General features: G+C 51.8%; 22 protein-coding genes, 3 rRNA genes and 1 pseudogene. 11 read left to right on the top strand and 15 right to left on the bottom strand.

Features of this window, described 5'->3' with window-relative positions; all coding sequences use genetic code 11:
* Window positions 1-2: 2 nt before the first annotated feature.
* From GP475_RS03690 to GP475_RS03670, 5 genes are all read right to left on the bottom strand, one after another.
* Window positions 3-1,646 (bottom strand): solute symporter family protein, encoded by a 1,644-nt coding sequence (locus GP475_RS03690; protein ID WP_187975766.1) that lies wholly within the window; start codon window positions 1,644-1,646, stop codon window positions 3-5.
* A gap of 23 nt (window positions 1,647-1,669) precedes the next feature.
* Window positions 1,670-2,011, bottom strand: coding sequence for a DUF485 domain-containing protein (locus GP475_RS03685; protein ID WP_187975304.1), 342 nt, complete (start codon window positions 2,009-2,011; stop codon window positions 1,670-1,672).
* 339 nt (window positions 2,012-2,350) lie between these two features.
* The gene (locus GP475_RS03680; protein ID WP_187975303.1) at window positions 2,351-3,232 is read right to left on the bottom strand and encodes an aldo/keto reductase; all 882 of its coding nucleotides are present in this window, start codon (window positions 3,230-3,232) and stop codon (window positions 2,351-2,353) included.
* Window positions 3,233-3,278: 46 nt separating this feature from the next.
* Complete coding sequence (locus tag GP475_RS03675; protein WP_187975302.1) at window positions 3,279-3,641, bottom strand: FKBP-type peptidyl-prolyl cis-trans isomerase; 363 nt, start codon at window positions 3,639-3,641, stop codon at window positions 3,279-3,281.
* Window positions 3,642-3,819: 178 nt separating this feature from the next.
* Window positions 3,820-5,112 carry a citrate synthase gene (locus GP475_RS03670; protein ID WP_187975301.1) on the bottom strand — a complete coding sequence of 431 codons (1,293 nt, stop codon included), beginning with the start codon at window positions 5,110-5,112 and terminating at the stop codon, window positions 3,820-3,822.
* A 460-nt stretch (window positions 5,113-5,572) separates the two neighbouring features.
* Between GP475_RS03670 and serC the strand changes: the two genes are divergently transcribed.
* The 3 genes from serC (at window position 5,573) to GP475_RS03655 (ending at window position 8,774) form a co-directional block, all read left to right on the top strand.
* Complete coding sequence (gene serC, locus GP475_RS03665; protein WP_187975300.1) at window positions 5,573-6,715, top strand: phosphoserine transaminase; 1,143 nt, start codon at window positions 5,573-5,575, stop codon at window positions 6,713-6,715.
* 79 nt (window positions 6,716-6,794) lie between these two features.
* Complete coding sequence (sepH, locus tag GP475_RS03660) at window positions 6,795-7,832, top strand: septation protein SepH (RefSeq protein ID WP_187975299.1); 1,038 nt, start codon at window positions 6,795-6,797, stop codon at window positions 7,830-7,832.
* A 3-nt stretch (window positions 7,833-7,835) separates the two neighbouring features.
* Window positions 7,836-8,774: a DUF6928 family protein gene (locus GP475_RS03655; RefSeq protein ID WP_394367405.1), complete on the top strand. Its 939-nt coding sequence runs from the start codon at window positions 7,836-7,838 to the stop codon at window positions 8,772-8,774.
* Between the two features lie 5 nt (window positions 8,775-8,779).
* On the opposite strand, the gene GP475_RS03650 is transcribed toward GP475_RS03655, so the two are convergent.
* Together GP475_RS03650 and GP475_RS03645 are read right to left on the bottom strand one after the other, a co-directional pair.
* Window positions 8,780-9,622, bottom strand: a complete 843-nt coding sequence (locus GP475_RS03650) for a TrmH family RNA methyltransferase (RefSeq protein ID WP_187975298.1) — start codon at window positions 9,620-9,622, stop codon at window positions 8,780-8,782.
* A 9-nt stretch (window positions 9,623-9,631) separates the two neighbouring features.
* Window positions 9,632-11,071, bottom strand: a complete 1,440-nt coding sequence (locus GP475_RS03645; RefSeq protein ID WP_187975297.1) for an NCS2 family permease — start codon at window positions 11,069-11,071, stop codon at window positions 9,632-9,634.
* Between the two features lie 170 nt (window positions 11,072-11,241).
* On the opposite strand from GP475_RS03645, the gene GP475_RS03640 reads away from it, so the two are divergent.
* Together GP475_RS03640 and GP475_RS03635 are read left to right on the top strand one after the other, a co-directional pair.
* Complete coding sequence (locus tag GP475_RS03640; protein ID WP_187975296.1) at window positions 11,242-12,060, top strand: glutaminyl-peptide cyclotransferase; 819 nt, start codon at window positions 11,242-11,244, stop codon at window positions 12,058-12,060.
* A gap of 23 nt (window positions 12,061-12,083) precedes the next feature.
* Complete coding sequence (locus GP475_RS03635) at window positions 12,084-12,629, top strand: DUF2771 domain-containing protein (protein ID WP_187975295.1); 546 nt, start codon at window positions 12,084-12,086, stop codon at window positions 12,627-12,629.
* Between the two features lie 83 nt (window positions 12,630-12,712).
* Here GP475_RS03635 and GP475_RS03630 read toward each other — a convergent pair whose 3' ends face one another.
* The gene (locus GP475_RS03630; RefSeq protein WP_187975294.1) at window positions 12,713-13,099 is read right to left on the bottom strand and encodes a cold-shock protein; all 387 of its coding nucleotides are present in this window, start codon (window positions 13,097-13,099) and stop codon (window positions 12,713-12,715) included.
* A gap of 360 nt (window positions 13,100-13,459) precedes the next feature.
* On the opposite strand from GP475_RS03630, the gene GP475_RS03625 reads away from it, so the two are divergent.
* Entirely contained in the window at window positions 13,460-14,068 is a 609-nt protein-coding gene (locus tag GP475_RS03625) for a resuscitation-promoting factor Rpf1 domain-containing protein (RefSeq protein WP_187975293.1), read from the top strand.
* Between the two features lie 95 nt (window positions 14,069-14,163).
* On the opposite strand, the gene GP475_RS03620 is transcribed toward GP475_RS03625, so the two are convergent.
* Window positions 14,164-14,355: a hypothetical protein gene (locus GP475_RS03620; RefSeq protein ID WP_187975292.1), complete on the bottom strand. Its 192-nt coding sequence runs from the start codon at window positions 14,353-14,355 to the stop codon at window positions 14,164-14,166.
* 193 nt (window positions 14,356-14,548) lie between these two features.
* Here GP475_RS03620 and GP475_RS03615 point away from each other — a divergent pair, with 193 nt between their 5' ends.
* From GP475_RS03615 to GP475_RS12590, 5 genes and pseudogenes are all read left to right on the top strand, one after another.
* On the top strand, window positions 14,549-15,193 hold the full coding sequence (locus GP475_RS03615; RefSeq protein WP_187975291.1) for a DUF3239 domain-containing protein: 645 nt from the start codon (window positions 14,549-14,551) through the stop codon (window positions 15,191-15,193).
* Between the two features lie 33 nt (window positions 15,194-15,226).
* Entirely contained in the window at window positions 15,227-16,411 is a 1,185-nt protein-coding gene (locus GP475_RS03610) for a pyridoxal phosphate-dependent aminotransferase (protein WP_187975290.1), read from the top strand.
* Window positions 16,412-16,463: 52 nt separating this feature from the next.
* A pseudogene (locus GP475_RS12640) lies at window positions 16,464-16,827 on the top strand (transposase).
* The gene (locus GP475_RS12595; RefSeq protein ID WP_316932483.1) at window positions 16,824-17,084 is read left to right on the top strand and encodes an IS3 family transposase; all 261 of its coding nucleotides are present in this window, start codon (window positions 16,824-16,826) and stop codon (window positions 17,082-17,084) included. Before GP475_RS12640 ends, GP475_RS12595 begins: the two are co-directional and overlap by 4 nt.
* 107 nt (window positions 17,085-17,191) lie before the next feature.
* On the top strand, window positions 17,192-17,746 hold the full coding sequence (locus tag GP475_RS12590; RefSeq protein ID WP_316932482.1) for an IS3 family transposase: 555 nt from the start codon (window positions 17,192-17,194) through the stop codon (window positions 17,744-17,746).
* Window positions 17,747-17,931: 185 nt separating this feature from the next.
* Here GP475_RS12590 and rrf read toward each other — a convergent pair.
* The 6 genes from rrf to GP475_RS03575 all read right to left on the bottom strand — a co-directional run bounded on the left by rrf (window position 17,932) and on the right by GP475_RS03575 (window position 26,220).
* Window positions 17,932-18,049 (bottom strand): 5S ribosomal RNA (rrf, locus tag GP475_RS03600).
* A 105-nt stretch (window positions 18,050-18,154) separates the two neighbouring features.
* A 23S ribosomal RNA gene (locus tag GP475_RS03595) occupies window positions 18,155-21,268 on the bottom strand.
* Between the two features lie 247 nt (window positions 21,269-21,515).
* Window positions 21,516-23,034 (bottom strand): 16S ribosomal RNA (locus GP475_RS03590).
* Together the 16S, 23S and 5S rRNA genes form the textbook arrangement of a ribosomal RNA operon.
* Before the next feature lie 399 nt (window positions 23,035-23,433).
* Window positions 23,434-24,189 carry an iron ABC transporter ATP-binding protein gene (locus GP475_RS03585; protein WP_187975289.1) on the bottom strand — a complete coding sequence of 252 codons (756 nt, stop codon included), beginning with the start codon at window positions 24,187-24,189 and terminating at the stop codon, window positions 23,434-23,436.
* Window positions 24,186-25,220: an iron chelate uptake ABC transporter family permease subunit gene (locus GP475_RS03580; RefSeq protein ID WP_187975288.1), complete on the bottom strand. Its 1,035-nt coding sequence runs from the start codon at window positions 25,218-25,220 to the stop codon at window positions 24,186-24,188. Before GP475_RS03580 ends, GP475_RS03585 begins: the two co-directional genes overlap by 4 nt.
* Window positions 25,210-26,220, bottom strand: coding sequence for an ABC transporter permease (locus tag GP475_RS03575; RefSeq protein WP_187975287.1), 1,011 nt, complete (start codon window positions 26,218-26,220; stop codon window positions 25,210-25,212). Before GP475_RS03575 ends, GP475_RS03580 begins: the two co-directional genes overlap by 11 nt.
* Between the last annotated feature and the right edge of the window lie 39 nt (window positions 26,221-26,259).

Raw genomic sequence — 26,259 nt, 5'->3', positions numbered from 1 at the left:
GACTAGTGCTGAACTGGGGCTTCCACACCAACTCCGGTGAGGGATCGAACTTCCATCTCGGCTTGGAGATGATCCAAATTATCCGGTTTAGACAGGACCGAACCAAGGTATCCAGCCAGGAATGCTAAGGGGATGGAGATAATTCCTGGGCTGCTGAGCGGGAAGATAGCGAAATCTAGGCTCGGAATCATTGAGGTTTTAGCTCCCGAGACCGCCGGGGAGAGAATGATCAGAAGTAATGCACTTCCTAGGCCTGCGTACATGGAGCACACCGCACCTACGGTGTTAAAGCGCTTCCAGTAGAGCGAATACAAAATGGTGGGGAGATTCGCGGAAGCGGCAATCGCGAAAGCTAGGGATACCAAGAAGGCCACATTCTGCTTCATCGCGAGGATTCCGAGAATAATGGCAACCACGCCGATGACAACAACGGTGATTCGTGAGACTTTCACCTGCTCTTCCTCAGTAGCTTCCCCGTTGCGGATAACCGCGGCATACACATCGTGTGCGACAGATGCTGAAGCGGTAATAGCCAATCCTGCCACCACAGCAAGAACAGTAGCGAAAGCAACTGCAGCAATGGCTGCCATGAAGATCGGGCCACCCAGTTCCAAAGCCAAGAGTGGCGCAGCAGCATTGGCGCCACCAGGAGCACCGAGAATACGGTCTGGGCCCACCAGGGCCGCAGCTCCGAAACCAAGCACCAAGGTCATCAGATAGAAGGAACCGATAAGAACAATTGCCCAGGTGACAGACTTGCGCGCTTCAGTTGCCGTGGGAACGGTGTAAAAGCGCATGAGCACGTGTGGCAATCCGGCGGTACCGAGGACCAGAGAAATTCCTAGGGAAATGAAGTCCAGGTCTTTAGCGAACGTCCCTCCATATTTCAGCCCAGGATTAAGGATGTCGCTTGCCTGATAGCCTTCTTTAGCGATAGTCGCCGATGACGCATGGGTTTGCACTGCGGAGTTCAATAGGGTTCCAATGCCGCCTTTGACCATGACAAAGACCAAAATTGTCATGATGATAACGCCGCCTACCAGAAGAACAGCTTTAATCATCTGCACGTAGGTAGTGCCTTTCATGCCACCGACCAGCACGTAGATAATCATGATGACGCCAACGACAGCGACCACAATTGCTTGGGCGAACGTGTCGTGGATATCAAGCAGAACCGATACCAGCGAACCTGCCCCGGCCATCTGCGCAATGAGGTAGAACAAGGACACGAAAAGAGTTCCGAATGCTGCCGCCACCCGGACCGGCTTTTGCCGTAAGCGGAAACTTAAAACGTCTGCCATGGTGAATCGGCCTACGTTACGGAGTGGCTCAGCAACAAGGAGCAGCGCTACTAACCAGGCGACGAAGAACCCGATGGAATAAAGGAATCCGTCATAGCCGCTCAGCGCGATGGCACCAACAATTCCGAGGAATGATGCGGCAGAGAGATAGTCGCCAGCAATAGCGAGACCATTTTGAGTACCGGTGAACGAGGCGCCACCGGTATAAAAGTCAGCTGCTTCTTTGGTAGTGCGACCGGCCCTCATGACTACGGTCATCGTGACCACGATGAAGGCTAAGAAAACGCCGATATTAAGCCAGGGATTTCCAGTTCCCGCCTCGGCAGCGGCTTCTGCTAGATACATGCTATTAATCATGGTCACAACGCCTAGCCTTCCATCTTTTCTCTAATTGCAGCCGCTTTTGGCTCAATATTCTGATTGGCATATTTGATATAGGCCCAGGTGATAATGAACGTCGTCACGAACTGGAGGACGCCTAACCACAATCCCACATTCATCCCAAGAAAAGGTATTGACATTTGCGCTGGGAAGAAAATGGAAAGCAGCACGTAAGCGACGTACCAGAGGAAGAACGCCACCGACATAGGAAAAGTAAAAGAGCGGTAAGCGCTTCGCAGTTCGTGGAATTCCTGGCTTTGCTGCATGGCCTGAAATTCTTCACTGGAAGGCGCCCGACGCTGCGTAGCCGCAGGTGGTGTGGAGCTCATCGCTGTCACAACTCGCTTTCTATCTCATTCCTCTAACTATTCCCCCAGGAATAATTAAGGAAATACTGTGTACACAGTCACATTGTGCACCTACACAAGTTACCTAACTCACTTTGCGAGGTTAAAGTAGCGAAGTAAACTCACCCTATTATTACCCCCGAAAAACAAAATTACCCACTGCCTACCTGGCAATTCCCGAAAACCTTAGCACCCCCTCCCCCCGAAGATGGTGCAGTTTGCAAAGTTTGCAAAGTCGCATATCACATTCTTCACCAACTTCACAGACTTGCCGAAGGAGAAAATCTGAGAAAACGTTACGTCTCTATTAGGGTAATTTCCTCATGCCTGAGATTCATCACGGTGCAGCGAGTCCGGCCACGTATGGGGGTCATCAAAGATGCGTCCAAATCCGCGTTGTTCATCAAGAACATTGATACGGTCCATCTGCTCTTCGGAAAGCTGGAAATCAAAAATATTCAGGTTTTCCTTAAGACGATCAAGCTTGGCAGACTTCGGAATAGTGATACAACCTAGCTGTATTCCCCAGCGGAGAATGACCTGGGCTGGGGAACGTCCCACCTGATCGGCAACATCAGCAATCACCGGGTTTTGGAGGAGGATACCGCGCCCTAAGGGTGACCACGCCTCGGTGATGATGCCATGGGCGTCGTGGTACTCCCGAAGCGTTGACTGAGAAAAACCAGGATGGAGCTCAACTTGATTAACCGCTGGCACAATGCCTGTTTGGGTAATTAAGTCATCGAGGACATCTTCATAAAAATTAGCAACCCCAATACTTTGGACCGTCCCTAAACCTTGAAGACGCGCGATCGCCTCAAAACACTCGACGTATTTTTGCTGTTGTGGATAAGGCCAGTGGACTAAGAATAAGTCCAGATAATCCAAGCCAAGCTTGGCGAGGGATTCCTGGAATGACTCAGCAGTAGCCTGGGCGTCGTGATGGTCATTCCATACTTTGGAGGTAATAAACAGCTCGTCCCGGGAGACATCGCCGGCGGCAATTGCCTCATTAATAGCTTGGCCTACTGCTTCTTCATTGCCATAGCGAGCGGCCGTATCGAAATGGCGATAGCCCACCTCTATCGCCGAACGTATTGTGGCTACACATTCCTCACCGCGTAAGGCCCAGGTGCCTAAGCCAAGTTGTGGAATGTCCGTGCCATCGTTGAGAGTCAATGCGGGTGCTAGTTCTAAACTCATACACCCCATTGAACACCTTAAATCAGGTTTATGCCCTTCGTGGACGTTATGATCCTACTTTAAGCAGGTCAATGACGAAAATAAGAGTTCGACCACCCAGCGGGTGAGCTCCATTAGCGGGCCCATAGGCCTTTTCTGGCGGAATCACCAACTTACGTCGGCCTCCCACTTTCATCCCCGGAATTCCTTCTTGCCATCCTTGAATTAGGCCATTGAGCGGGAAGTTGATGCTTTGTCCGCGATCCCACGAAGAATCGAATTCCTGTCCAGTTTCAAAGTCCACTCCTACATAGTGAACCTCCACCTGGTCATTGGGCTGAGCTTCCTCCCCCTCTCCTAGTACTAGATCCTCGATGACCAAATCCTCAGGGGCGGGGCCAGTCGGGACATCAATAAGGGGCTTTTCCATCGGGTAAATACTCCTCGGATTGGGGTTGTTGTCAACTTTCCCTAGCCCCTTCTCTACTTGCTTCTTAGAGCACACAGAGAAAAGGGCCAGACAAGACAGCACTCCATTATAGAGTGCCCTATTCTCATCTGACCCTCAGGGTTATAAAATTCCCCTTATTTTCCGAGCCCGCCGGAGATTAACGCTGGTCACGCGGGGTAATGCTCCGCAAGGTTTCACCCGTGTAAATCTGGCGAGGACGGTTGATCTTGGTATTCATTTCCAGTTGCTCGCGGTAGTGAGCAATCCAGCCCGGAAGACGACCAATAGCAAACAAGACGGTAAAGAAGTCCGTCGGGAAGCCCATGGCTCGGTAGATCAAACCTGTGTAGAAATCAACATTCGGGTAGAGCTTGCGCTGGATGAAGTAATCATCTGCCAAGGCAATTTCTTCCAGCTGCATAGCCAGATCCAGCAGGTGATCCCCACCCAAATGATCCAGAACCTCGTGAGCAGTCTTTTTCACAATGGCGGCACGCGGATCGTAATTCTTATAAACCCGGTGACCGAAGCCCATGAGCCGGACACCCTTTTCCTTATTCTTCACCCGATTCATGAAGTCAGTGGCGTCGCCACCATTTTCATGAATTTCCTGAAGCATTTCCAGAACAGCCTGGTTAGCTCCACCGTGCAGCGGACCAGACAAGGCGTTAATACCACCGGCAACAGCCACAAACATATTCGCTTGAGCAGAACCAATCATCCGTACAGTGGATGTGGAGCAGTTCTGCTCATGGTCCGCGTGAAGGATAAGCAACTTATCAAGTGCCTTCACCATCACCGGATCTACTTCATAAGGCTCAGTCGGATAACCAAACATCATCCGCAAAAAGTTCTCCCGCGCATTCAGGGAGTTATCCGGGTACATATAAGGAACGCCCTTAGATGCCCGATAAGCATAAGCAGCCAACATTGGCACCTTGGCCATGAGACGCACCGTAGCTTTATCTAGCTGAGCTTCGTCCAAAGGATTTAATTGATCCTGGTAATAGGTGGAAAGAATATTCACCGAAGAAGCCAACACCGACATCGGGTGAGCATTACGCGGGAACACCCGGAACTGAGATTTAAAATCTTCATCCAACAGGGTGTGATGACGGATTTCATTATTAAACGCCGCGAGTTCGTCAGCATTCGGAAGCTCACCCTTGATCAGCAGGTAAGAAACCTCGTTGAAAGTGGCGTTTTCCGCCAAATCAGCAATGTCGTAACCACGGTGACGCAGAATTCCGTTGGCACCGTCAATATAGGTGATCTTGGATTCAGTGGAACCGGTGCTGACGTATCCCGGATCAAAGGTAACTAGTCCAGTTTCGTTTAGAAGCTTGCTTAGGTCGACACCATCATTGCCCTCAGTGGCCTTCTTGATGTCCATCTCGAACTCGCCACCGGGGTAATGAAGTACAGCCTTATCCTTATTCTCAGAAGCCACGTTTTACCTTTCCAACAGTTGTATGAAATGTGAATGACAGGCCGTCATTGGCGAGCATTCACGCTATCCGTTTACGGTATACCGCTTGAGCCGTAGCGGCTATACAGACCGCCCGCGGTAAGAGCTTACTTAGGGTAGTTTTGGCCCACCTTCACACCCTTGCCATCTTCTGCGGTTCGGAATGATCCTTTGCCATCTTCTTCCCTTCTGGGCATCGGCCCTGCTCAGAAGTTATTAAACGGAGACAAGCAAATGGGACAGCACACATTTTAGCAAATTATGTGATAGTGACTACTTTATGTTTGAGCTCCCCTCCACCTGGTCAGACGCAGACATCTTTTACCCCCTTGTCCACCCCCACGCAGCCCAGAGATATCCCTGCTCGGGGGTAATGTCTCGGGGAATTATTAAGCTAAAGAGGCACTGACCATACCACTAGTGAAAGTTCAGTAGGTTTATCATGAGTGATTCACAGATCACCCTCACTATCCCTTCTCATCTCCAGCCCGCCGACGGACGTTTCGGGTGCGGGCCGTCAAAAGTTCGCCCCGAGCAAATCAATGCGATTTCCGCTGGGGCTACCTCTATTGTCGGAACATCACATCGACAGGCTGCCGTCAAGAACGTGGTGGGGTCAGTACGCGAAGGATTATCTAATCTATTCTCACTGCCGGATGGCTATGAAATTGTATTATCCCTGGGTGGGGCCACCGCTTTTTGGGACGCAGCAACCTTTGGGCTCATCAAGAAGCGCTCTGGACATTTAGTTTATGGCGAATTCTCCGGAAAGTTTGCCACCGCCGCAAAGAAAGCACCCTGGCTAGAAGATCCCACCATTATTGAATCTGCTCCTGGATCCGCTCCTCAGCCTGAGGCTATCCCCGATACAGATGTTTTAGCGTGGGCTCATAATGAAACCTCAACCGGTGCGATGGTTCCGGTTCAGCGTCCTTCGGCTACAGATGACACCCTCGTCGTTATCGACGCCACCTCCGGCGCGGGTGGTCTTCCCGTAACGATGGACCAGGCAGATGTCTACTACTTCTCACCTCAGAAATGCTTTGCCTCTGACGGTGGTTTGTGGCTGGCTGCCATGTCCCCAGCTGCTCTGGAAAGAATCGCCAGCATCAATGCAGATTCTCAACGCTTCATTCCAGCGTTTTTAAATCTTCAAACCGCGGTGGAAAATTCTCGTAAGAACCAGACTTATAACACCCCAGCCGTTGCCACCCTCTTGATGCTTGATGCCCAAATCCAATGGATGAATGAGCATGGCGGCCTGGCCGGCATGGTCGAACGGACTACCCAAAGCTCGACCATCTTGTACCAATGGGCCGACGCTCGTCCCGAAACTACCCCCTTTGTTCGCGAACTGGAGAACCGCTCCCTCGTGGTAGGCACCATCGACTTCGATGACTCGATCGATGGGGCAGCTCTGGCAAAAATCCTCCGCAACAACGGGATCCTCGACGTCGAGCCCTATCGGAAACTCGGCCGAAACCAGCTTCGGATCGGAATGTTCCCAGCTATTGACCCAGAAGATGTGGCGAAGCTGACTCAATCGATTGATTACGTCTTAGACCAAGGTGGTGCGCGCACCTAGTTGTGGCTCGCGCTTCACCAAGGCAGATTACGTTAAAGTAAAAATTGATATAACTGCCTTTCAAATAAAAGGAGATCAGATGCGTGAGCTTTTCCTCGTCCGCGAGGAATCTACCCCCACCTCGCTGGTCTTCCGGCCGGCGGAACCAGATAGCGACGATAATTCTGGCACTCAGTTTTTCTTAGAAGTCACTCCCGATCTTCGCGCTATTCTGTTAGGCCCCCAACCCGAGTCGGATGCCACTACGAAAGACAGCAGCCAGCCGAGCGTCGAGCCTAAAAGTCCAAGTAAAGAGGATAAATCGGCATCTGATTCCGCCACCGTACTACATACCACTGTCCCTAGTCGCCGGGAACCTGATCCCGCACTCTCTGCGCCACTAACAATGCGTCCACGTGAGATTCAAGAACGAATTCGCTCTGGGGCCAGCGTTGCTGAATTAGCGGAGACAATGGGAGTGGCAGAATCGCGAGTGGAAGCTTTTGCTTACCCTGTTTTACAGGAGCGCTCACGGATTGCCGAGATGGCTAAACAGTCCCACCCCGTCCGAGATGATGGCCCCGCTAAACTCACGTTATTTGAGGTTCTGGCTACCGCTCTCGCAGCCCGCGGGCATGATTTAGCAGAAGCTACCTGGGATGCTTTTCGTGAAACGTCCGGCCAATGGGTTGTTACGGTGACGTGGCGGGCAGGCCTCAGCGAAAATACCGCCGAGTGGACTTTGCATAATCACACCACCTCGTCGGCTACTGCGGTGGCCCGGAATGGGATAGCGGCGGATCTGACTGACCCGAATTTCGTACAACCGGTCAGGACCTTGACCCCCATTAGTCGATGGGACGATGACCGTGCTGCGTCTGAGACAATGGTGACAAACGCGGAGTCCCCCGAGGAGGATTCTTCTGAAGCGGAGAGCGAGGACCTTTCCCCCACCGAACGAACTCGTGATGATATTCCGGCAGTCAAAGACTCCCAGGAGATCACCGAAGGCGAGGACCTCCTCCAACATCCTGACCCTGAGCATAACCCCACCAAACGGCGCCGCCGTGCAGTCACACCTCACTGGGAAGATGTGCTCTTAGGGGTTCGAGCAAATACGAAACGCCCAAGGAAATAGGCAATGACCTTCCCCGGCATGAGCAACCTCTCCGATAAGTCCAAGGAATATCATCAACCGGTCAACACCACCGTGACCTTGTGGTTTCTTTCTACCGCTGACCCCTCGGCAGTTTTAGAGAAAGAACCCCAGGCTGACCGCGGATTTGGCCGCAAATATCTAGCGCAGCTTAACCCATCCTGGCCGGTGACAAGTATCGGGCAATTTCCACTTAACCGTTCCGTCCCAGCCTCCAGCGGCGAATTCTATATCGCCGGATATGGTCGAGTCAGCGTGGTTCAAACTTTCCTGGAAAATTGTTCCCACCTGTCTGACATTGACCCTCGTCTCTTGAACTCTCTTCCTGCCGACACAGTCATCGCAGTTGCTCGTGGTGGCACTGGCCGCTGGGAAGAATTCGGCGGATTTGCCCGTTGGGAACAGGGAGAACTCAAGCGCAGTCTGTGCGCCACCCGCGAGGAACTATTCGAAGACGTTGGACTTCCCTACCCATTTGAATCACCATTTTGGGCCGGTGAGCGCGCGGAACAATTAGGTGGCATTTCGCTACCTTTTAACCCTCAAGACCTGGTGGCCGAAGCTGAAACCCAGTGGCTCGGTGTTCCCATTACCCCAGAAGGTCCCGATATTCCGGTGGCAGCTTTCGCGGTTGATGGTCGCCCTGCTCCTCGAGTAGATGGTTCGGCTCACCGGATTTTGCCAAAACCTGGGCAAGGCGATGCGTCGACATCTGCGGGAGACAGTGCAGAAAAGCAGTATCTTCCCGCAGCATATGATGATTATGAAGAGCATCGTCGCCAACTCACTACAGGTGATGATATTGCTCGGATTGCTGAGGCCTCGGCTGTGGTGGCCCGACGCCTGGGCAAAAGCACGGTTCGCGGAGTACGCACTGTAGTTCACCGGCTGCAGGAAAAACTACGGCATATTGACCGCAGTTAACAACGTTAGAATCTGGTTCTTACTCTTTCCCAACAGGCTACTGCGGCGGCGGTGGCCACATTGAGTGAATCAGTGTTGGGGGCCATAGGAATCCGCGCTCTGATGTCGGTAGCGCGCATGGCATGTTCGCTCAACCCCGGCCCTTCTGCCCCGACCAGTAGAGCCACTTTTGACCAAGGTTGATGATTATCATCGACCATCGCCTGAGAAAGAGGGACTGCTGCTTCATCAGGGGTTAAGGAAATAAGACGAAAACCGCGATCTCGCAGTACATCAAGACTTCGCTGCCAGGTAGTAGATTTGCCTTCCAATCTGGCCCACGGAACTCTCAACACATGCCCCATAGATACCCGAACTGATCGACGATAAAGCGGATCGGCACAACCAGCTCCAAATAACACCCCGTCAATTCCTAAACCCGCGGAATTCCGAAAAATAGAACCGATATTCTCATGGTCCCCTACCCCTTCAAGGACCACCACGGTACGAGCATGATCAATAATTGTAGAAACCGAAGGCAAGGGAATCCGGTCCGCCGTTGCCAAAAGCCCGCGATGCATATCAAAGCCAGCAGCTTCGGCAAGGACCTCGCGACTCACCTCATATATCGGCAGATCCCCGGATAGCGGATGTTCAGCAAGGAAACTATCAAGCCGATGAGGAAAACCAACCAGCTGACGCACCGGGTAGGCGGACTCCAGCAATCGCCCAACAACCAGAGGTCCTTCGGCAATAACTAGCCCCTTTCCACCTGGTAGATCTGGGCGTCGATCCGAACTATTCAAATTTCGAATGTCATCCAAACGAGGATCGGCTGGATCACTGATGGTTATACGTCGCAGTGGCATAGATTTAATTTATCCCAGCACGTCCATAATCGGGTCAGCCGCAAAAAACACGACGAATAGCGCTGATACTAGCCACATGATCCAGTGGACGTGTCGCGCCTTTCCCGCTGCAACGGACATGAGGGTAAAAGAGATAAACCCTACTCCTATTCCATTAGCGATGGAATAGGTAAAAGGCATGACCACGATGGTTAAAAAGGCGGGGAGAGCGATGTCGAATCGAGTCCATTCAATATCTCCGATCTGAGCTATCATCATCGCTCCGACCACGACTAACACTGGGGCAGCAGCTTCGATGGGAACAATCTCATAAAGCGGAGTCAGAAACATCGCCAATAGGAAAAGAACTCCAGTAACCACGTTGGCTAAACCAGTGCGCGCACCATCTCCCACGCCGGCGGCGGAATCAGCGAAAACAGTGTTGGAGCTTGCCGAAGCAGCACCGCCAACAATGGCACCGGCCCCCTCTACCACCAGTGCTTTTTTCAAGTCCGGAAGATTTCCCTCAGCATCTACTAGGCGTCCTTGTTTACCCAGCGCAGTCATCGTTCCCATGGCGTCAAAAAAATTCGCTAATACCAGGGTAAAAACCAGAAGAGTAGCGGTTAATGCACCCACTCTGAGAAAAGCCCCAACCACATCGACATGTCCGACAATAGATAGGTCGGGAATTCCTCCTAAGGAATCCGGAATGCCGGGAATAGCCAGGGACCAGCCACGAGGATTGGGGTCCCCGTTGGGCAACACCGAGGGACCGGCATGGGTAAAGGCTTCGACGATCATCGCGATGATTGTGGTGAGAACTATGCCAATGAATAATCCACCCTTGACATTGCGCACCACCAACGCGCCACAAATAATAAGCCCCAACACGAACACAAGAGTGGGCCAAGATGAAATTGAACCATCAATACCTAAACTCACCGGAACTGTGGTTTTCGCGGTATCAGGAACACGTCGCACAAAACCGCTGTCTACCAGTCCGATCATCGCGATAAAAAGACCAATTCCTACCCCGATCGCGGCTTTCATTGAGGAGGGAATAGCTTGGAATACCGCTGTTCTAAAACCTGTGACCGCCAAAATGACAATCACCACCCCGTCGATGACCACCAACCCCATGGCTTCAGGCCAGGTTAGGCCTTCTCCGCTGACCATGGTGACTGCCAGCATGGTGTTAATTCCGAGCCCGGCGGCAATACCAAAGGGGTAACGAGCTATGAGACCGAAAGCTATGGTCATAACTCCGGCGGCTAATGCGGTAGCAGCAGCAACTTGCGGAATCCCTAGGCGATAGCCGGTGTGGTCTGGAACTGTTCCTAAAATCAGTGGGTTCAGGATGACGATGTACGCCATAGCGAAGAATGTCACCACCCCAGCCCGGATTTCGGTAGCTAAGGTGGACCCACGTTCTGTGATGTGAAAATACCTATCAAGGCCGGCTTTCATCTACTATTCTCTTCTCTTGCGGCACGATCTTGGAGCGGCTTCTCCCCTCTCACTAAAGAAGAGTCAACCAGGGGATTGCCAAGGATAAGATTGGCACCCGCTAAGATTATTCTCAAAAAGAACGCCATTATTGTGATAAAGGACACTATTTTTCGCCAAAGGATATGAGAATGCGACAATCCACCCCTCGTTTCGCGACCCGGGGTTTCGGTGGCGTTCTCCTAGCTTCGCTCTTTCTCCTTAGCTCCTGCCAGGTGTCTCCCTCACCCCCTTCAGCCCCACCGGTAGAGCTCCTCAAGCCCACGGTGATCCAGTCTTTCCCCTTTGATAAGAGTAGCTTCACCCAAGGCCTAGAAGCAGAGTCATCCGACACACTGCTCATAGGCACTGGACAAAAGGGTCAGTCACGGGTTTATCGCAGCACCCTAGCCGGACAAGAGCTTCAATCCAGCCCTATTGATCCTGAGATTTTTGGCGAAGGTATCACCCGCACCGACTCCGCAATCTGGCAATTAACGTGGAAAGACCACCAGCTGATTCAACGAGACGTGGACACCCTCATGCCGGTCCGCCGGCTTCCACTGCCTACCGAGGGCTGGGGTATCTGCCACCAGGAGTCCGGAATTTATTATTCCGACGGCAGCTCTATTGTGCGCCGGCTTAATCCAGATACCCTCACCGTAGAAGAACAGGTGAACGTAACCCAGGCAGGACAGCCGGTTCCGGGGCTTAACGAGTTGGAATGCGTCGGCAACGACATCTGGGCAAATGTCTTTCCCACTCATCGCATAGTCAGAATAGATTCCCACACCGGAGCGGTAACAGCCAGCGTCGATGCTAGCAATTTACTCTCCCACGCTGATCCCGACCCAAATAATGTTCTTAATGGAATTGCGTTCCTCCCCGAGAGCGGGCATTTTCTGCTCAGCGGCAAGCGATGGCCACAGCTTTATGAAGTCCGAATGGATCCCGTTTCTCCAGAGAACTAAGCCACCAACTAAACTTTCACGGTATGGCCCGATCTCGGCAAGCAAAGAAGAAATCTCTCATCCAAGTTCTGGCTTTAGTGGTAGCCGCAGTGATTGTGATTGTGGCGGTCATTGTTGCTCAGAACTGGTGGAATAATCGTCCAGATCCAGAACCACGTGACGTCTCTATTAACGCCACGGTTGGGGATCGAAGCATCGAGATTTCGCCCTACCAAATTTGCGAAGCCGGGGTCCCTTGCCCCGAAGGTGATATTCCGAGCCTGGAAGTAGGGCCCGACGAGGAGCTGACCCTCGAAATTCCTCGCGCCATTTATAACCACGACTGGTCCGTAGTCACCATTTATGACAATCCAGCCGCAAATGACCAAAGCAACCATGGCCCCTATGACACAACCTCCCTCGCTCTCCAGGGATCTAAAGATCCGTTGGAAAAGGGAGGGGAGCGTCCTCGCTTAGTAGTCGTCGAAATTACCTCGATGATGATTGGCCACAATGACCAAGGTGAAGAAACGGTGTACCAAACGGTGTGGTCATTAAACGCCCGCGGAGCGGACGCATTGGGCAAATAATTCCCTGTTCACTCCCTGTGCCGCTATTCCCCGCGCTCAACACTAACTAAGGCCATCTACGGCAGCCCCCCCCGCATCTTGGGTTAGGAATCTAACTCCCGTGCGACTGCCCGCAAAATGCCCGCTATTTGGTGGCCTTCTTTCCCCTCAGGGTAATGACCGCGCTGTAAATCAGGCTGAATACCCTCAAGCAGAGTCATCACATCCGCAATCATGCTATTCAACTCTTCCGGAGTATGCTGGCGTTTTTTGTTTCGACGAGATCGAGCCGATTCTAAAAGCACCACCCGTAATGCTTTAGGACTTGGGCGTCCTTCTGCAAAATCGAATTCAATTCGGTCTCCAGCATGGAGTTCCTTAACTCCCTGGGGAAGAACCTGCTGGGCGACAAAGACATCCTCATGTCCGGGATGGGAAACAAACCCGAAACCGCGTTCGGGGTCGTACCACTTCACTTTGCCGACTGGCACCGTTGCCACCGCCTTCCAACTAAAACAGAACAGAATGTTTGATTATACACCCGAAAAACAGCGTTACTAGATTTCGCCGAGATAAATTTCACACCGACAATTTAACGCCATGACCTGGGATTTTGATTTTTTTAAAAATTTTCTTCATCAATGCGCGCTCAGAACGTGACATAAACGTTATCAACAGTTATTCTATCCGACATGCACCGTCGAAGTGGCGTCGCGCGTTGATGCTGCTGACTCGGATTGAGATTACGGTGCGTTAAGACTATTCCGAACAGAAGAGCCGAACATCGTGGCACAACTGACGTGGTGATTTCATCCTCAGTTGGTTACACGCAGAGAGGATCCCTGAAAGACATGGCCCGACACGCACGTAAGTCCAAGAGCTTCGTCAAGATCGCCGCTTCCACGGCTGCCCTTGGCACCGCGGCTGTCCTATTTTCCCCGACCGCTTCTGCGGCTCCAGATTCTGACTGGGATCGTTTAGCCCAGTGCGAATCCGGTGGAAATTGGCACATCAACACCGGTAATGGTTATTCCGGTGGCCTGCAGTTCTCCCCGTCTACTTGGACTGCTCATGGTGGTGGCGAATTCGCTCCACAAGCTCACCAGGCTACTCGTGAACAGCAGATCGTCGTTGCTGAGCGGGTTTTAGCTTCCCAGGGCTGGGGCGCATGGCCAGCATGCTCCGCTTCCCTCGGGCTGAACTCGGCCCCCACTGACCGTTCGGCCCCTGCAGCCCCGGCTGCTGCACCCTATGCTGCAGCAGCAGAAACCACTGATGTCGCTACCGGCGTCGCCAACGTTGACTCTGCCTACCAGCAAATCCGCGAAGCTTTAGCTGCACGCGGCGTTGCGGTTCCTGCTGACGTCGATGCCTTGTACCAAGCTAACCGTGGTCACTTCGATGCGTTCTACAGCCAACACAAAGCTGAGGTGGACGCTCTCGTAGCACAAGCTCGCTAAGGCTCTGAGACAAAGATCTCCAGAATCAACACATTATCCCTCCCTAGAAGTCATCGGCTTCCTCGGGGAGGGATTTCTTTTTGGTCAGGATTCTGTTAACGATTTATCCGGGTATAGGGATGAACATACGGCAGTTCCTCCGCAGGAACCGGAAACTCTAAATCATCCCCATAAGGGCTAGAAGCACCGGCGAGTTTAGAAATCATTTCTGTAACGGCGTGCCCATCACCGGGAATGTGTTGCGGCCAGCCCGGATCGACGTATTTTTTCTTCTCCATGTTTGCCATATTTATATTCTGTCAAAATCGACGCCAAAATGTAACTCCACAAGCAAATCCGCGCCTGGATGGGGGATATTTTCTAACTATTGTTTGACACCTGCTCACCCCTGAGAAGCGGAACTGGCATACTAATTCAGTGCCACGCCGCATCGGATAGCGTCCGACGCAGTTAAAGCTTAGCGACAGAAAGATTAGCCCGATGAAGGTCTTCTCATTCCCAGTTAATGAAAAATATGCCAGGAAGCATAATGAACTGCTACGCGATACACGCCGGCTCCAGCTCTCTGCTCTTTTTTTAGCGCTCCTCCTCGTGGTTGTGGGCACCGCGGTGGCATGGTATCTGTCGTGGACCCTCATGAGCTGGATCGTTCTGGGAATTTTCGGAATTCTCGCTGTTATTTTTATCATCGTGGCTATCACTATCCCCTCGCAGGTAGGATCAGCTCAGCATCTCTACGACACCTATCCCCTAGCGCCAGCCATTGTGGCAGAAGTTAACCCACGTGACGTCGTCCTTTTGGCATTGGTAAACACTAACGTTGACCCGTCGAAGCCACCGCGCTGGGGTTTAGCATTAAGGACATGCTCGAATATCGAACCTCATGACCGAATCTTCGGAACACGTGTCCCCACCGCAGCTGTTTCAGGCCGACGAACCTTAACTCATCAAGACCATTGGGATGAAATAACTCCCATGCCTATTGCATGGGGCACCATGGACAAGGACATCATCCATCGCGCCATCGACGCGATTCCGCAGGATATGTGGGCTAGATTGGAAAAGAACAAAGACAAATTGCCCGACGTCCAACAGACTAAAAGGAATTTATTGATCCTCTCATGAGGTTGCGAATATGGATCACGTAGTCTATACGCTATGAACCGAGTAGTACAAAGATTACGACCATTCCAAGAAACTGTTTTCGCCACCATGACCCAGAAGGCAATAGACCACGACGCTATTAATCTGGGCCAAGGATTTCCAGATACTAATGGGCCCGAGGCAATGCTCTCACAAGCCTCAGAAGCCATCCTTCATGGCGATAACCAATATGGTAACGGGCGGGGATTACTTGCTTTACGTCAAGCTATTTCCCAACAAAGATCACGCGATTACGAGATAAATTATCAACCTGAGACAGATATTCTTGTCACCGTTGGCGCTACCGAAGCTATCGCTGCCACTATCCTCGGCCTGGTAGAACCAGGAGGCGAGGTCATCGTTTTCGAGCCTTATTATGATGCCTATGCTGCTGCCATCGCGCTTGCTGATGCTAAACGAGTATCGGTTCCGCTCAAAGCTGAAAATAACAGCTGGGATTTAGACGTCGCAGCTTTCGAAGACGCCATCAGCGACCATACGTCACTAGTTATCCTCAACTCCCCCCATAACCCCACAGGTTCTGTTTTTTCAGCCGATACTCTGAAGAAATTCGCAGAAATCTGTATCCGCCACGATCTCTTAGTGCTATCCGATGAAGTCTATGAAAATTTACTCTTTGATTCCTTAAAACATATTCCCATTGCCTCTATGCCGGGTATGTTTGAGCGAACCATCACCGTGTCGTCAGCGGCAAAATCTTATAACGTCACAGGCTGGAAAACTGGTTGGGCTCTAGCACCTCAACCACTCCTAGACGGTGTTATTAAGGCAAAGCAATTCCTTTCCTACGTGGGTGCTACCCCACTTCAACCAGCGGTGGCATACGCACTTAATAACGAAAACGAGTGGCTCACTAACATGGTGTCCGAGTTAGCTCAAAAGCGCGAATACTTGTCATCAGTTCTCAATGAAGCAGGTTTTCACGTCGCTCACACAGAAGGCACCTACTTTATTGTTGTCGATATATCACCGCTCGGATGTGATGATGGAGTGGAATTCTGTTTCCGACTCATTGAGGAATGCGGAGTAGCCGCTATCCCGATTCAAGTATTTAGTGATCACCCCGAAAACTGGAAAACCAAAGTGCGATTTGCCTTTTGCAAACAGGATCACGTGCTTCATGAAGCAGGCAATCGTATCCTTCAATGGGCGAAAAAGAATCGTGTAGAAGGCCGTTAATTAAATACTGTCGCCGGGAGTACAAGCCGACGACATTTTCCCCGCCAGTGAAGTGTCCCAGGTTTTGTTCCGTCTGAGTAGATGGGAAAATCTGGAACATGCCAAGAAAATTTGATCAGGATGCGAAGGACCGCGTCGTTCACTTGGTGGAGGATCGCATCCTGGCAGAGAATATGTCGATGCAGGCCGCGTGCCAGGCAGCGGCGCCGAAGCTAGGCGTCTCATGGCATACAGCCCGGCAGTGGACACAAGCTGCTCGCCGCGACGGTCGTATTGCCGAGCCGTTGCCCGGAGACCTCGTGGCAGAGGTAGCCAAGCTTCGGCGTGAGAATCAAGAACTTCGCGACACCAACGAGCTGTTAAAGGCCGCGTCGGCTTTTTTCGCATCGGAACTCGACCCAAAACGTCGGAAATGATCCAGTTCATCGATAAACACCGGAATCATTTCACCGTCGCGTTCATCTGCACGACGTTAAACACACACCGTGTTGGCGGTTTCCTTACCTCTCGTGGGTACCACCAATCTAAGGCTCGGGGATTAAGTGTCCGTAGCCTTCGCGACGCCGCACTAGTAGAGCGCAGTACCGAAGTTCATAAACAAAACTACGGTGTCTACGGGATTCGCAAAATGTGGCACGCGCTGCGCCGTGAAGGAATCGACATTGGAACGTGAACAGACCGCGCGTCTGATGCGCCTTGCAGGCGTGTCTGGCAAAGGTAAAAGCCGGTCTCCCGTGACGACACATAAGCCCAAGGGGCCCTACACTCGCCCCGGACTTGGTGGGTCGTGAGTTTCGAGCCTGTGGGCCCAATCGGCTATGGGTGGTAGACATTACCTATGTGCGCACCAGAAAAGGGTTCGTGTACGCCACCTTCGTGACTGATGTGTTCTCCCGGAGGATCGTCGGCTGGGCGTTATCTGACTCGATGCGCACCGAAGCGTTGCCGTTGCAAGCACTCAATCAAGCCATTGTGTGCGCCAAGAAGACCACCGGTCTAGTTCACCACTCGGATCACGGCTCGCAATATGTGAGCATTATCTACAATGAGCATCTTACTGAGCATGGAATTATCGCGTCGACCGGCACTGTTGGTGACTCTTATGACAATGCACTGGCTGAAAACGTCAACGGTTCCTACAAAAACGAGCTGATTCATACCAGGTTGTGGACCGACGTGGTTGATGTCGAGATTGCCACGTTTGAGTGGGTGAATTGGTGGAACGAGTCAAGGCTCCACCAGAGCCTGGGCTACCGGGCGCCGGCGGATGTTGAATCAGAGTTTTGGAGCCGCAGCCCTTCCCAAGAAATAATAGAAATCAAGGCACAAGCCTAGGAACAAAACCCGAGGCACTTCACAGCGCCCAGATATACACTTCAGTTACCCGACGCACGAGAGTGCGTCCTACGGTGTTCCCCCACCCCTACCCCCCCGCAGGGGCATAACAAAAAGGTGGGGTGGGGTGGTACGGGATCACACCATACCACCCCACCCCACAGGGAATTAATCAAATTATCACGTGTTGGCAGCAACCTACTCTCCCACACCCTCACAAGTGCAGTACCATCAGCGTAAACAGGCTTAGCTACCGGGATCGGAACGGGACCGGGCGTGACCCTGCCACCATCAACCACCAACACACCCACCAACACAACCCACCACACCCACCAAGGGGTGGCAGTGTCATGCCAGACACTATACAGCAGACGCAAACACACACTATCAATCCCACACACACTCATTTTTTGTGTGTTATCGGTCTATTAGTACCGGTCATCTCAACCCCTCACAAGGCTTACAACCCCGGCCTATCAACCCCATCATCTCTAGGGAACCTCAAAAGAAACCTTATCTTAAAACAGGCTTCCCGCTTAGATGCTTTCAGCGGTTATCCCTCCCGCACGTAGCTAACCAGCCATACCATAGGCACAATAACTGGCACACCAGAGGTACGTCCGTCCCGGTCCTCTCGTACTAGGGACAGCCTTTCATCAAGTTTCCACGCGCGCGGCGGATAGAGACCGAACTGTCTCACGACGTTCTGAACCCAGCTCGCGTGCCGCTTTAATGGGCGAACAGCCCAACCCTTGGGACCTACTCCAGCCCCAGGATGCGACGAGCCGACATCGAGGTGCCAAACCATCCCGTCGATATGGACTCTTGGGGAAGATCAGCCTGTTATCCCCGGGGTACCTTTTATCCGTTGAGCGACACCCAAACCACAATGAGATGCCGGATCACTAGTCCCAACTTTCGTTCCTGCTCGACCTGTCAGTCTCACAGTCAAGCCCCCTTATGCACTTACACTCTAAAACCTGATTACCAACCAGGCTGAGGGAACCTTTGGGCGCCTCCGTTACCTTTTAGGAGGCAACCGCCCCAGTTAAACTACCCACCAGGCACTGTCCCCAACCCAGATCATGGGCCAAGGTTAAGACATCCAATCCGGCCAGAGTGGTATTTCACCAACGACTCCGCTACCACTAGCGTGATAACCTCACAGTCTCCCACCTATCCTACACAAACCGAACCGAACACCAATACCAAGCTATAGTAAAGGTCCCGGGGTCTTTTCGTCCTGCCGCGCGTAACGAGCATCTTTACTCGTACTGCAATTTCACCGGGCCTGTGATTGAGACAGCAGGGAAGTCGTTACGCCATTCGTGCAGGTCGGAACTTACCCGACAAGGAATTTCGCTACCTTAGGATGGTTATAGTTACCACCGCCGTTTACTGGGGCTTAAATTCTCCGCTTCAACCCACAACAGGTTTAACAGGTCCTCTTAACCTTCCAGCACCGGGCAGGCGTCAGTCCGTATACCTCAACTTAACCGTCTTCGCACGGACCTGTGTTTTTGATAAACAGTCGCTTCCCTCTATCCTCTGCGACCACCAACAGCACCACCACAGACAACATGGGGCACCACCAGCGGCCCCCCTTCTCCCGAAGTTACGGGGGCATTTTGCCGAGTTCCTTAACCACAGTTCACCCGAACGCCTTAGTATGCTCTACCCAACTACCTGTGTCGGTTTCGGGTACGGGCCGTACACACACATCGCTAGAAGCTTTTCTCGGTAGCACAGGATCACTAACATCACCCACAAAAAGGGCTACGCATCACGCCTCACCTTTACAAACAAAGACCGGATTTCCCTAGCCTTTAGGCCACACGCTTACACCACCATAACCACCAGATGGCTTAGCTACCCTACTACGTCACTCCATCACTTGACTACTACCAGATCAGGCCCTCCCAACACCATCACACCAACCACACACCCACAAAAGGATGCGCAGCACAATAATGCAACAGCACGAAAGTTAGTATCACTGATTCATCATGGTCGCATGCATACAGGTACGGGAATATCAACCCGTTATCCATCGACTACGCCTGACGGCCTCGCCTTAGGACCCGACTCACCCTGGGAAGACGAACTTGACCCAGGAACCCTTAGTCATACGGCGGATAAGATTCTCACTTATCAATCGTTACTCATGCCTGCATTCTCACTCGCGTACACTCCATCACACGGTCACCCGGCAACTTCACCACATACACGACGCTCCCCTACCCAACAACACACAAACATGTGTTCTTGCCGCGGCTTCGGCGGTGTACTTAAGCCCCACTACATTGTCGGCGCAGAACCACTCGACCAGTGAGCTATTACGCACTCTTTCAAGGATGGCTGCTTCTAAGCCAACCTCCTGGCTGTCTTCGCGATCCCACATCCTTTTCCACTTAGCACACCCTTAGGGGCCTTAGCCGGCGATCTGGGCTGTTTCCCTCTCGACTATGAAGCTTATCCCCCACAGTCTCACTGCCATGCTCACACTTACCGGCATTCGGAGTTTGGCTGATATCGCTAAGATGATCGTCCCGCTAAACCAACCAGTAGCTCTACCTCCAGCAAGCACACACAACGCTGCACCTAAATGCATTTCGGGGAGAACCAGCTATCACGGAGTTTGATTAGCCTTTCACCCCTACCCACAACTCATCCCCTCAGTTTTCAACCTAAGTGGGTTCGCGCCTCCACAACCTCTTACAATTGCTTCACACTGGCCATGGGTAGATCACTCCGCTTCGGGTCCAGGACATGCCACACACACCCCATGAGGATTCGCTTTCGCTACGGCTACCCACCAAAGGTTAACCCAAGCGACATGCCGCTGACTCGCAGGCTCATTCTTCAAAAGGCACGCCATCACCCCACACAGAGGCTCTGACGGATTGTTAGCGCACAGTTTCAGGTACTATTTCACTCCCCTCCCGGGGTACTTTTCACCATTCCCTCACGGTACTTAATCCACTATCGGTCATATCAAGTATTTAGGCTTACCGAGTGGTCCCGGCAGATTCACAGCAGATTCCACGAGCCCGCTGCTACTCGGGGACAATTCACAAACCATCACAATCACAAGTACACGTACAGGGCTATCACCTTCTACGACGAGTGCTCCCACACCACTTCCGCTCTTGCAACCACAACAATCAACAGCCTGGCAGAACTGTTACGCAAAAAACCCCACAACCCCTAGCATGCAACCACTGCCACGTATCACACACACCAGGTTTAGCCTCATCCGCTTTCGCTCGCCACTACTCACGAAATCACAAATTGTTTTCTCTTCCTACGGGTACTAAGATGTTTCACTTCCCCGCGTTACCCCCACCATGGCTATACATTCACCACGTGGTCACCACCCATAACGATGGCCAGGTTACCCCATTCGGACATCCTCGGATCAACGCTTAGCTGACAACTCCCCGAGGCTTAACGCAGCCTCTCACGTCCTTCATCGGCTCGATATACCACAGGCATCCACTATACGCCCTACACAACACACAACATGCTGCAGAAAAATAGAATAAGATGCTCGCGTCCACTATACAGTTCTCACACAACACCAACCACAGCACACCACCACCCACAAACAAGCAGCAGCACACCACAGCCAGACAACAAGGAAAACACTTAACTGTGCCATCCCAGACACCCAACAGCCACCAGCAGCACCACAACAAACCCACACGCTACCAACCATGACCACGCATGACGTTTCACAACCAAAAAAACAAAAAACAAAACTCCCTAGAAAGGAGGTGATCCAGCCGCACCTTCCGGTACGGCTACCTTGTTACGACTTCGTCCCAATCGCCGATCCCACCTTCGACAGCTCCCTAACGAGTTTAGGCCACTGGCTTCGGGTGTTACCAACTTTCATGACGTGACGGGCGGTGTGTACAAGGCCCGGGAACGTATTCACCGCAGCGTTGCTGATCTGCGATTACTAGCGACTCCGACTTCATGGGGTCGAGTTGCAGACCCCAATCCGAACTACGACCGGCTTTCCAAGGATTAGCTCCACCTCACGATATCGCAACCTACTGTACCGACCATTGTAGCATGTGTGAAGCCCTGGACATAAGGGGCATGATGATTTGACGTCATCCCCACCTTCCTCCGAGTTAACCCCGGCAGTTTCTCATGAGTCCCCACCACTACGTGCTGGCAACATAAGACAAGGGTTGCGCTCGTTGCGGGACTTAACCCAACATCTCACGACACGAGCTGACGACAACCATGCACCACCTGTACACCAACCACAAGGGAAACTACATCTCTGCAGCGATCTGGTGTATGTCAAGCCCAGGTAAGGTTCTTCGCGTTGCATCGAATTAATCCACATGCTCCGCCGCTTGTGCGGGCCCCCGTCAATTCCTTTGAGTTTTAGCCTTGCGGCCGTACTCCCCAGGCGGGGCGCTTAATGCGTTAGCTACGACACAGGAACCGTGAAAAAGTCCCTACACCTAGCGCCCACCGTTTACAGCATGGACTACCAGGGTATCTAATCCTGTTCGCTACCCATGCTTTCGCTCCTCAGCGTCAGTTACTGCCCAGAGACCTGCCTTCGCCATCGGTGTTCCTCCTGATATCTGCGCATTTCACCGCTACACCAGGAATTCCAGTCTCCCCTACAGCACTCAAGTTATGCCCGTATCGCCTGCACGCCCGAAGTTAAGCCCCGGAATTTCACAGACGACGCGACAAACCACCTACGAGCTCTTTACGCCCAGTAATTCCGGACAACGCTCGCACCCTACGTATTACCGCGGCTGCTGGCACGTAGTTAGCCGGTGCTTCTTATCTAGGTACCGTCACCAAAGCTTCGTCCCTAGCGAAAGAGGTTTACAACCCGAAGGCCGTCATCCCTCACGCGGCGTCGCTGCATCAGGCTTGCGCCCATTGTGCAATATTCCCCACTGCTGCCTCCCGTAGGAGTCTGGGCCGTATCTCAGTCCCAATGTGGCCGTCCACCCTCTCAGGCCGGCTACCCGTCGCCGCCTTGGTAGGCCATTACCCCACCAACAAGCTGATAGGCCGCGGGCTCATCTCATACCGAAAAAACTTTCCACCACACCACCTACAATGCAGTCCTATCCAGTATTAGACCCAGTTTCCCAGGCTTATCCCAGAGTATGAGGCAGATCACCCACGTGTTACTCACCCGTTCGCCACTCGAGTACCCTGCAAGCAAGGCCTTTCCGTTCGACTTGCATGTGTTAAGCACGCCGCCAGCGTTCGTCCTGAGCCAGGATCAAACTCTCCATAAAAAAGGAAAAAACCCTTCCACAACAAAGAGTCAAAACCTAACCAAAAAAACAAAAAACCATCACCAATGACACAGCACATCCGACGAGGACAACACACCATACCACCAGCAACAGCCAAAGCTAAATTAAAAAAACATTATTGATCACCGTGACACCACAACAGCAAGGAATAGCCACAACCCCACCACAGCACCACGAGGCCCATCACACAACAAGCCACAACCAATAACGCGTGAATCCATCACAAAAAAATACTACTGGCACACTATTGAGTTCTCACACAACACACATCACCCACACGAAACCACAACACAGCCCCACGCGGTGACCCGACTAAACTTACACACCCACCACACAACACACAAATCCCCAGCACACACCACAAAAAACCGGGCTAGGTTAGTGATAGCAAGCCATTAAGCCATCATCGGTAGTGATAACTGTAATGGGGGTTTCAAAGACTTCGGTCAAGATCTCATCGGACATCACCTCCGGTACTGAGCCGAATTGCTGCACCTTTCCTTGTTTCATCATGCAGACATAATCGGCATAACGGGCAGCGAAGTTAATGTCATGGAGGACAACAACTATGGTGCGTCCAAATTCCTGTGCCGCTGTTTTGAGATGCTTCATCATCTGAACTGAATGAGCAATATCAAGATTATTGAGGGGTTCGTCAAGCAAGACGTAATCCGTCTCTTGGCTCAGCACCATTGCTACATAGGCTCGTTGGCGTTGTCCCCCGGATAATTCATCGAGGTAGCGGTGCTGCAGTTCGCCTAGGTTCAAAAAAGAAATGTATCGGCTAATTATTTCCTCATCTGCTGCGGTTAGTCGCCCGCGACTATATGGGAAACGTCCGAATCCCACGAGTTGACGAACAGTGAGTTTAGTAATGAAGTGATTTTCTTGGCGGAGGATGGACACGACCTTAGCCAGATCCGACGACTTTGTTCGCTGTACGTCATGTCCACCTACGGATATCGTTCCACCATCGAGCTCCAAGAGCCGGCCCACCATCGTCAGCATGGTTGATTTTCCAGCCCCATTGGGTCCAATTAACGCGGTAATTCCACCCCTAGGAATCTCGATATCAAGGGGCCCAATTTCCGTATCTACGCCGTACTTTTTCCTGACGTCTTTTAGGCTGATCACAACTTCCCTTTCCTCAAGAGCACGATAAGGAACACAGATCCCCCGATCATCTCAATAAGGATCGATACGACCCCCTCGGCGTAAAAAACATAGTTCATAAGAAAATAGGATCCACTGAGAATAACGAACGCAATCATTGCCGCCATGGGGATGATAAATCGGTGATCATAGGTATCACAGAATTGATAAGCCAGCGTCGCAGCTAAAAACCCCAGAAAGACCATTGGCCCAACCAATGCCGTTGATACCGCGAGCAATATTGAGACACTAATTAATACCGTGATGGACATCGCACGGTGATTAACTCCAAGTGTATAGGCGGTGTCTCGTCCTAAGGCGATAATGTTTAAATTTTGGGAGGCGATAAATAGGAAGACCGCTACTATTAGGACTAGTGGAATAGCAATTGGGTAATATTGCGGGTCTGCATTAGAGACTGATCCGAATAACCGTGAGGTCAACACATCAAATTCTGTTGGCGTTAATAAGCGCTGCATAAATGCTGAGACTGACCCCAGTCCCCCACCCAGGACAACGCCGATTAACAGCATGGCGTGCAAATTGGCGTTTTTGCTGGTTAATAACCACCCATACAGGAGTAGAGAAAACCCAATCATGATGATGAGCTGAATAACAAACATTTGGATGTTATCGGCGATCACTAGGCCAGCGGTCCCGAAAAAGAAAACCGTTGAGGTGTGAATAGCCCGATATAAGGCGTCGAACCCCATGATTGAGGGTGTGATAATCCGATTATTGGTGACAGTTTGGAAGGCTACGGTGCCCACTGCTTGACATACCGCTGTGATTGCCATGGCGATGACTGCGGTGAGTCGCCGCTGTGCAATGAGCCAAAAACTCGAAGTTCCGAATTCAGCTGGGTTGTTGAACGTGAGTAAGACGCTGCTAAATACCAGTGAAGCGCCCAGGAATATGAGAAAGAGAATCCAGTATTTACGGCGGGCTGTTCTGTTTCTAAAAGACCCTGTGGTCAACGGCGAGAGCGTCGGAGAAATAACATTATTTACCATGGCGCTGCCCCTGAATAATAAGGGAGATGAACACTACCGCACCAATAATTCCTAGGACTACTGATACTGGAATCTCAAAGGGAGATATGAGGGTGCGCGCACAGAGATCACAGAGTGTGACGATGGCGATTCCTAATAAACAAACCCAGGGAAGATTAGAGCGTAAATCATCGCCGCGAAACATAGAGATAATATTGGGAACTATTAAGCCCAGGAATGGAAGATTGCCGACAACGACCGTGACTACCCCGGTAGCGATGGCTATTAGACCTGTCCCTACAATAACCATCTTGTTGTAATTGAGCCCAACATTTGTAGCAATGTCTTGACCTAATCCCGCTACAGTTAAGCGGTCCGCTATTAGGAAAACAACGACGACAACGCCGAGGACTATCCAGAGAACCTCATACTGACCCTTATAAACAGAGGTAAAACTGCCTTGGAGCCAAACTCCGAGGCTCTGCATCATGTCCGTTTTAAGAGCAAAGAAAGTAGATATTGCGCTTACTACTGCTCCTAACATAATGCCGATGATTGGCACGATGAGAGAGGATTTGAGGGACACCTGCCTGAGGAAAAGAAAGAACACCATGGTTCCGATGAAGGCAAAAACTACAGCTCCTACCATTTTGCCGAGGATTGAGGCCCCGGGGAGGAAAAACATGACAAAGAGCAAACCTATTCCGGCCCATTCGGTGGTGCCGGTGGTGGTAGGTTCGACAAATCGATTTTGGGTGAGCAATTGCATGACTAAGCCCGACATAGCCATAGCTGCACCGCTAAGAACTAGTGCGATCGTGCGGGGTATTCGGCTGTCACGCAGCATGTCCCAACCATCGGTGTTATGAAAAATGTCGTATTCCCCGCTGAGGAGGGAAATCACGAGGAGAGTCACGACGCCAACAATTCCCAGCACGAGAGGCCAAGAGAATAATGGTGTGCGGGTCGCAACCCGATCTATGTCGCGTTCTACCGGAGCATTTTTTAGGAGTGTAGCCATAAATATCATGTGCAATGCCAAAACCGGAGTAGCGCGTGT

Origin of the sequence: Corynebacterium poyangense (genome assembly GCF_014522205.1) — a bacterium.
GTDB lineage: Bacteria > Actinomycetota > Actinomycetes > Mycobacteriales > Mycobacteriaceae > Corynebacterium > Corynebacterium poyangense.
The sequence above is the reverse complement of the archived record's forward strand: the minus strand, read 5'-3'. Positions and strand labels throughout refer to the sequence as shown.

Bases quoted from the DNA above. Each gene is read 5' to 3' on its own strand.
- GP475_RS03680 (WP_187975303.1), bottom strand. From the start codon at position 3,232: ATGAGTTTAGAACTAGCACCCGCATTGACTCTCAACGATGGCACGGAC.
- GP475_RS03675 (WP_187975302.1), bottom strand. From the start codon at position 3,641: ATGGAAAAGCCCCTTATTGATGTCCCGACTGGCCCCGCCCCTGAGGAT.
- sepH (WP_187975299.1), top strand. From the start codon at position 6,795: ATGCGTGAGCTTTTCCTCGTCCGCGAGGAATCTACCCCCACCTCGCTG.
- GP475_RS03640 (WP_187975296.1), top strand. From the start codon at position 11,242: ATGCGACAATCCACCCCTCGTTTCGCGACCCGGGGTTTCGGTGGCGTT.
- GP475_RS03580 (WP_187975288.1), bottom strand. From the start codon at position 25,220: ATGGTAAATAATGTTATTTCTCCGACGCTCTCGCCGTTGACCACAGGG.
- GP475_RS03645 (WP_187975297.1), bottom strand. From the start codon at position 11,071: ATGAAAGCCGGCCTTGATAGGTATTTTCACATCACAGAACGTGGGTCC.
- GP475_RS03575 (WP_187975287.1), bottom strand. From the start codon at position 26,220: ATGGCTACACTCCTAAAAAATGCTCCGGTAGAACGCGACATAGATCGG.
- GP475_RS03615 (WP_187975291.1), top strand. From the start codon at position 14,549: ATGAAGGTCTTCTCATTCCCAGTTAATGAAAAATATGCCAGGAAGCAT.
- GP475_RS03690 (WP_187975766.1), bottom strand. From the start codon at position 1,646: ATGTATCTAGCAGAAGCCGCTGCCGAGGCGGGAACTGGAAATCCCTGG.
- GP475_RS03635 (WP_187975295.1), top strand. From the start codon at position 12,084: ATGGCCCGATCTCGGCAAGCAAAGAAGAAATCTCTCATCCAAGTTCTG.
- GP475_RS03650 (WP_187975298.1), bottom strand. From the start codon at position 9,622: ATGCCACTGCGACGTATAACCATCAGTGATCCAGCCGATCCTCGTTTG.
- GP475_RS03625 (WP_187975293.1), top strand. From the start codon at position 13,460: ATGGCCCGACACGCACGTAAGTCCAAGAGCTTCGTCAAGATCGCCGCT.
- serC (WP_187975300.1), top strand. From the start codon at position 5,573: ATGAGTGATTCACAGATCACCCTCACTATCCCTTCTCATCTCCAGCCC.
- GP475_RS03655 (WP_394367405.1), top strand. From the start codon at position 7,836: ATGACCTTCCCCGGCATGAGCAACCTCTCCGATAAGTCCAAGGAATAT.
- GP475_RS03620 (WP_187975292.1), bottom strand. From the start codon at position 14,355: ATGGCAAACATGGAGAAGAAAAAATACGTCGATCCGGGCTGGCCGCAA.
- GP475_RS12595 (WP_316932483.1), top strand. From the start codon at position 16,824: ATGATCCAGTTCATCGATAAACACCGGAATCATTTCACCGTCGCGTTC.
- GP475_RS03685 (WP_187975304.1), bottom strand. From the start codon at position 2,011: ATGAGCTCCACACCACCTGCGGCTACGCAGCGTCGGGCGCCTTCCAGT.
- GP475_RS03610 (WP_187975290.1), top strand. From the start codon at position 15,227: ATGAACCGAGTAGTACAAAGATTACGACCATTCCAAGAAACTGTTTTC.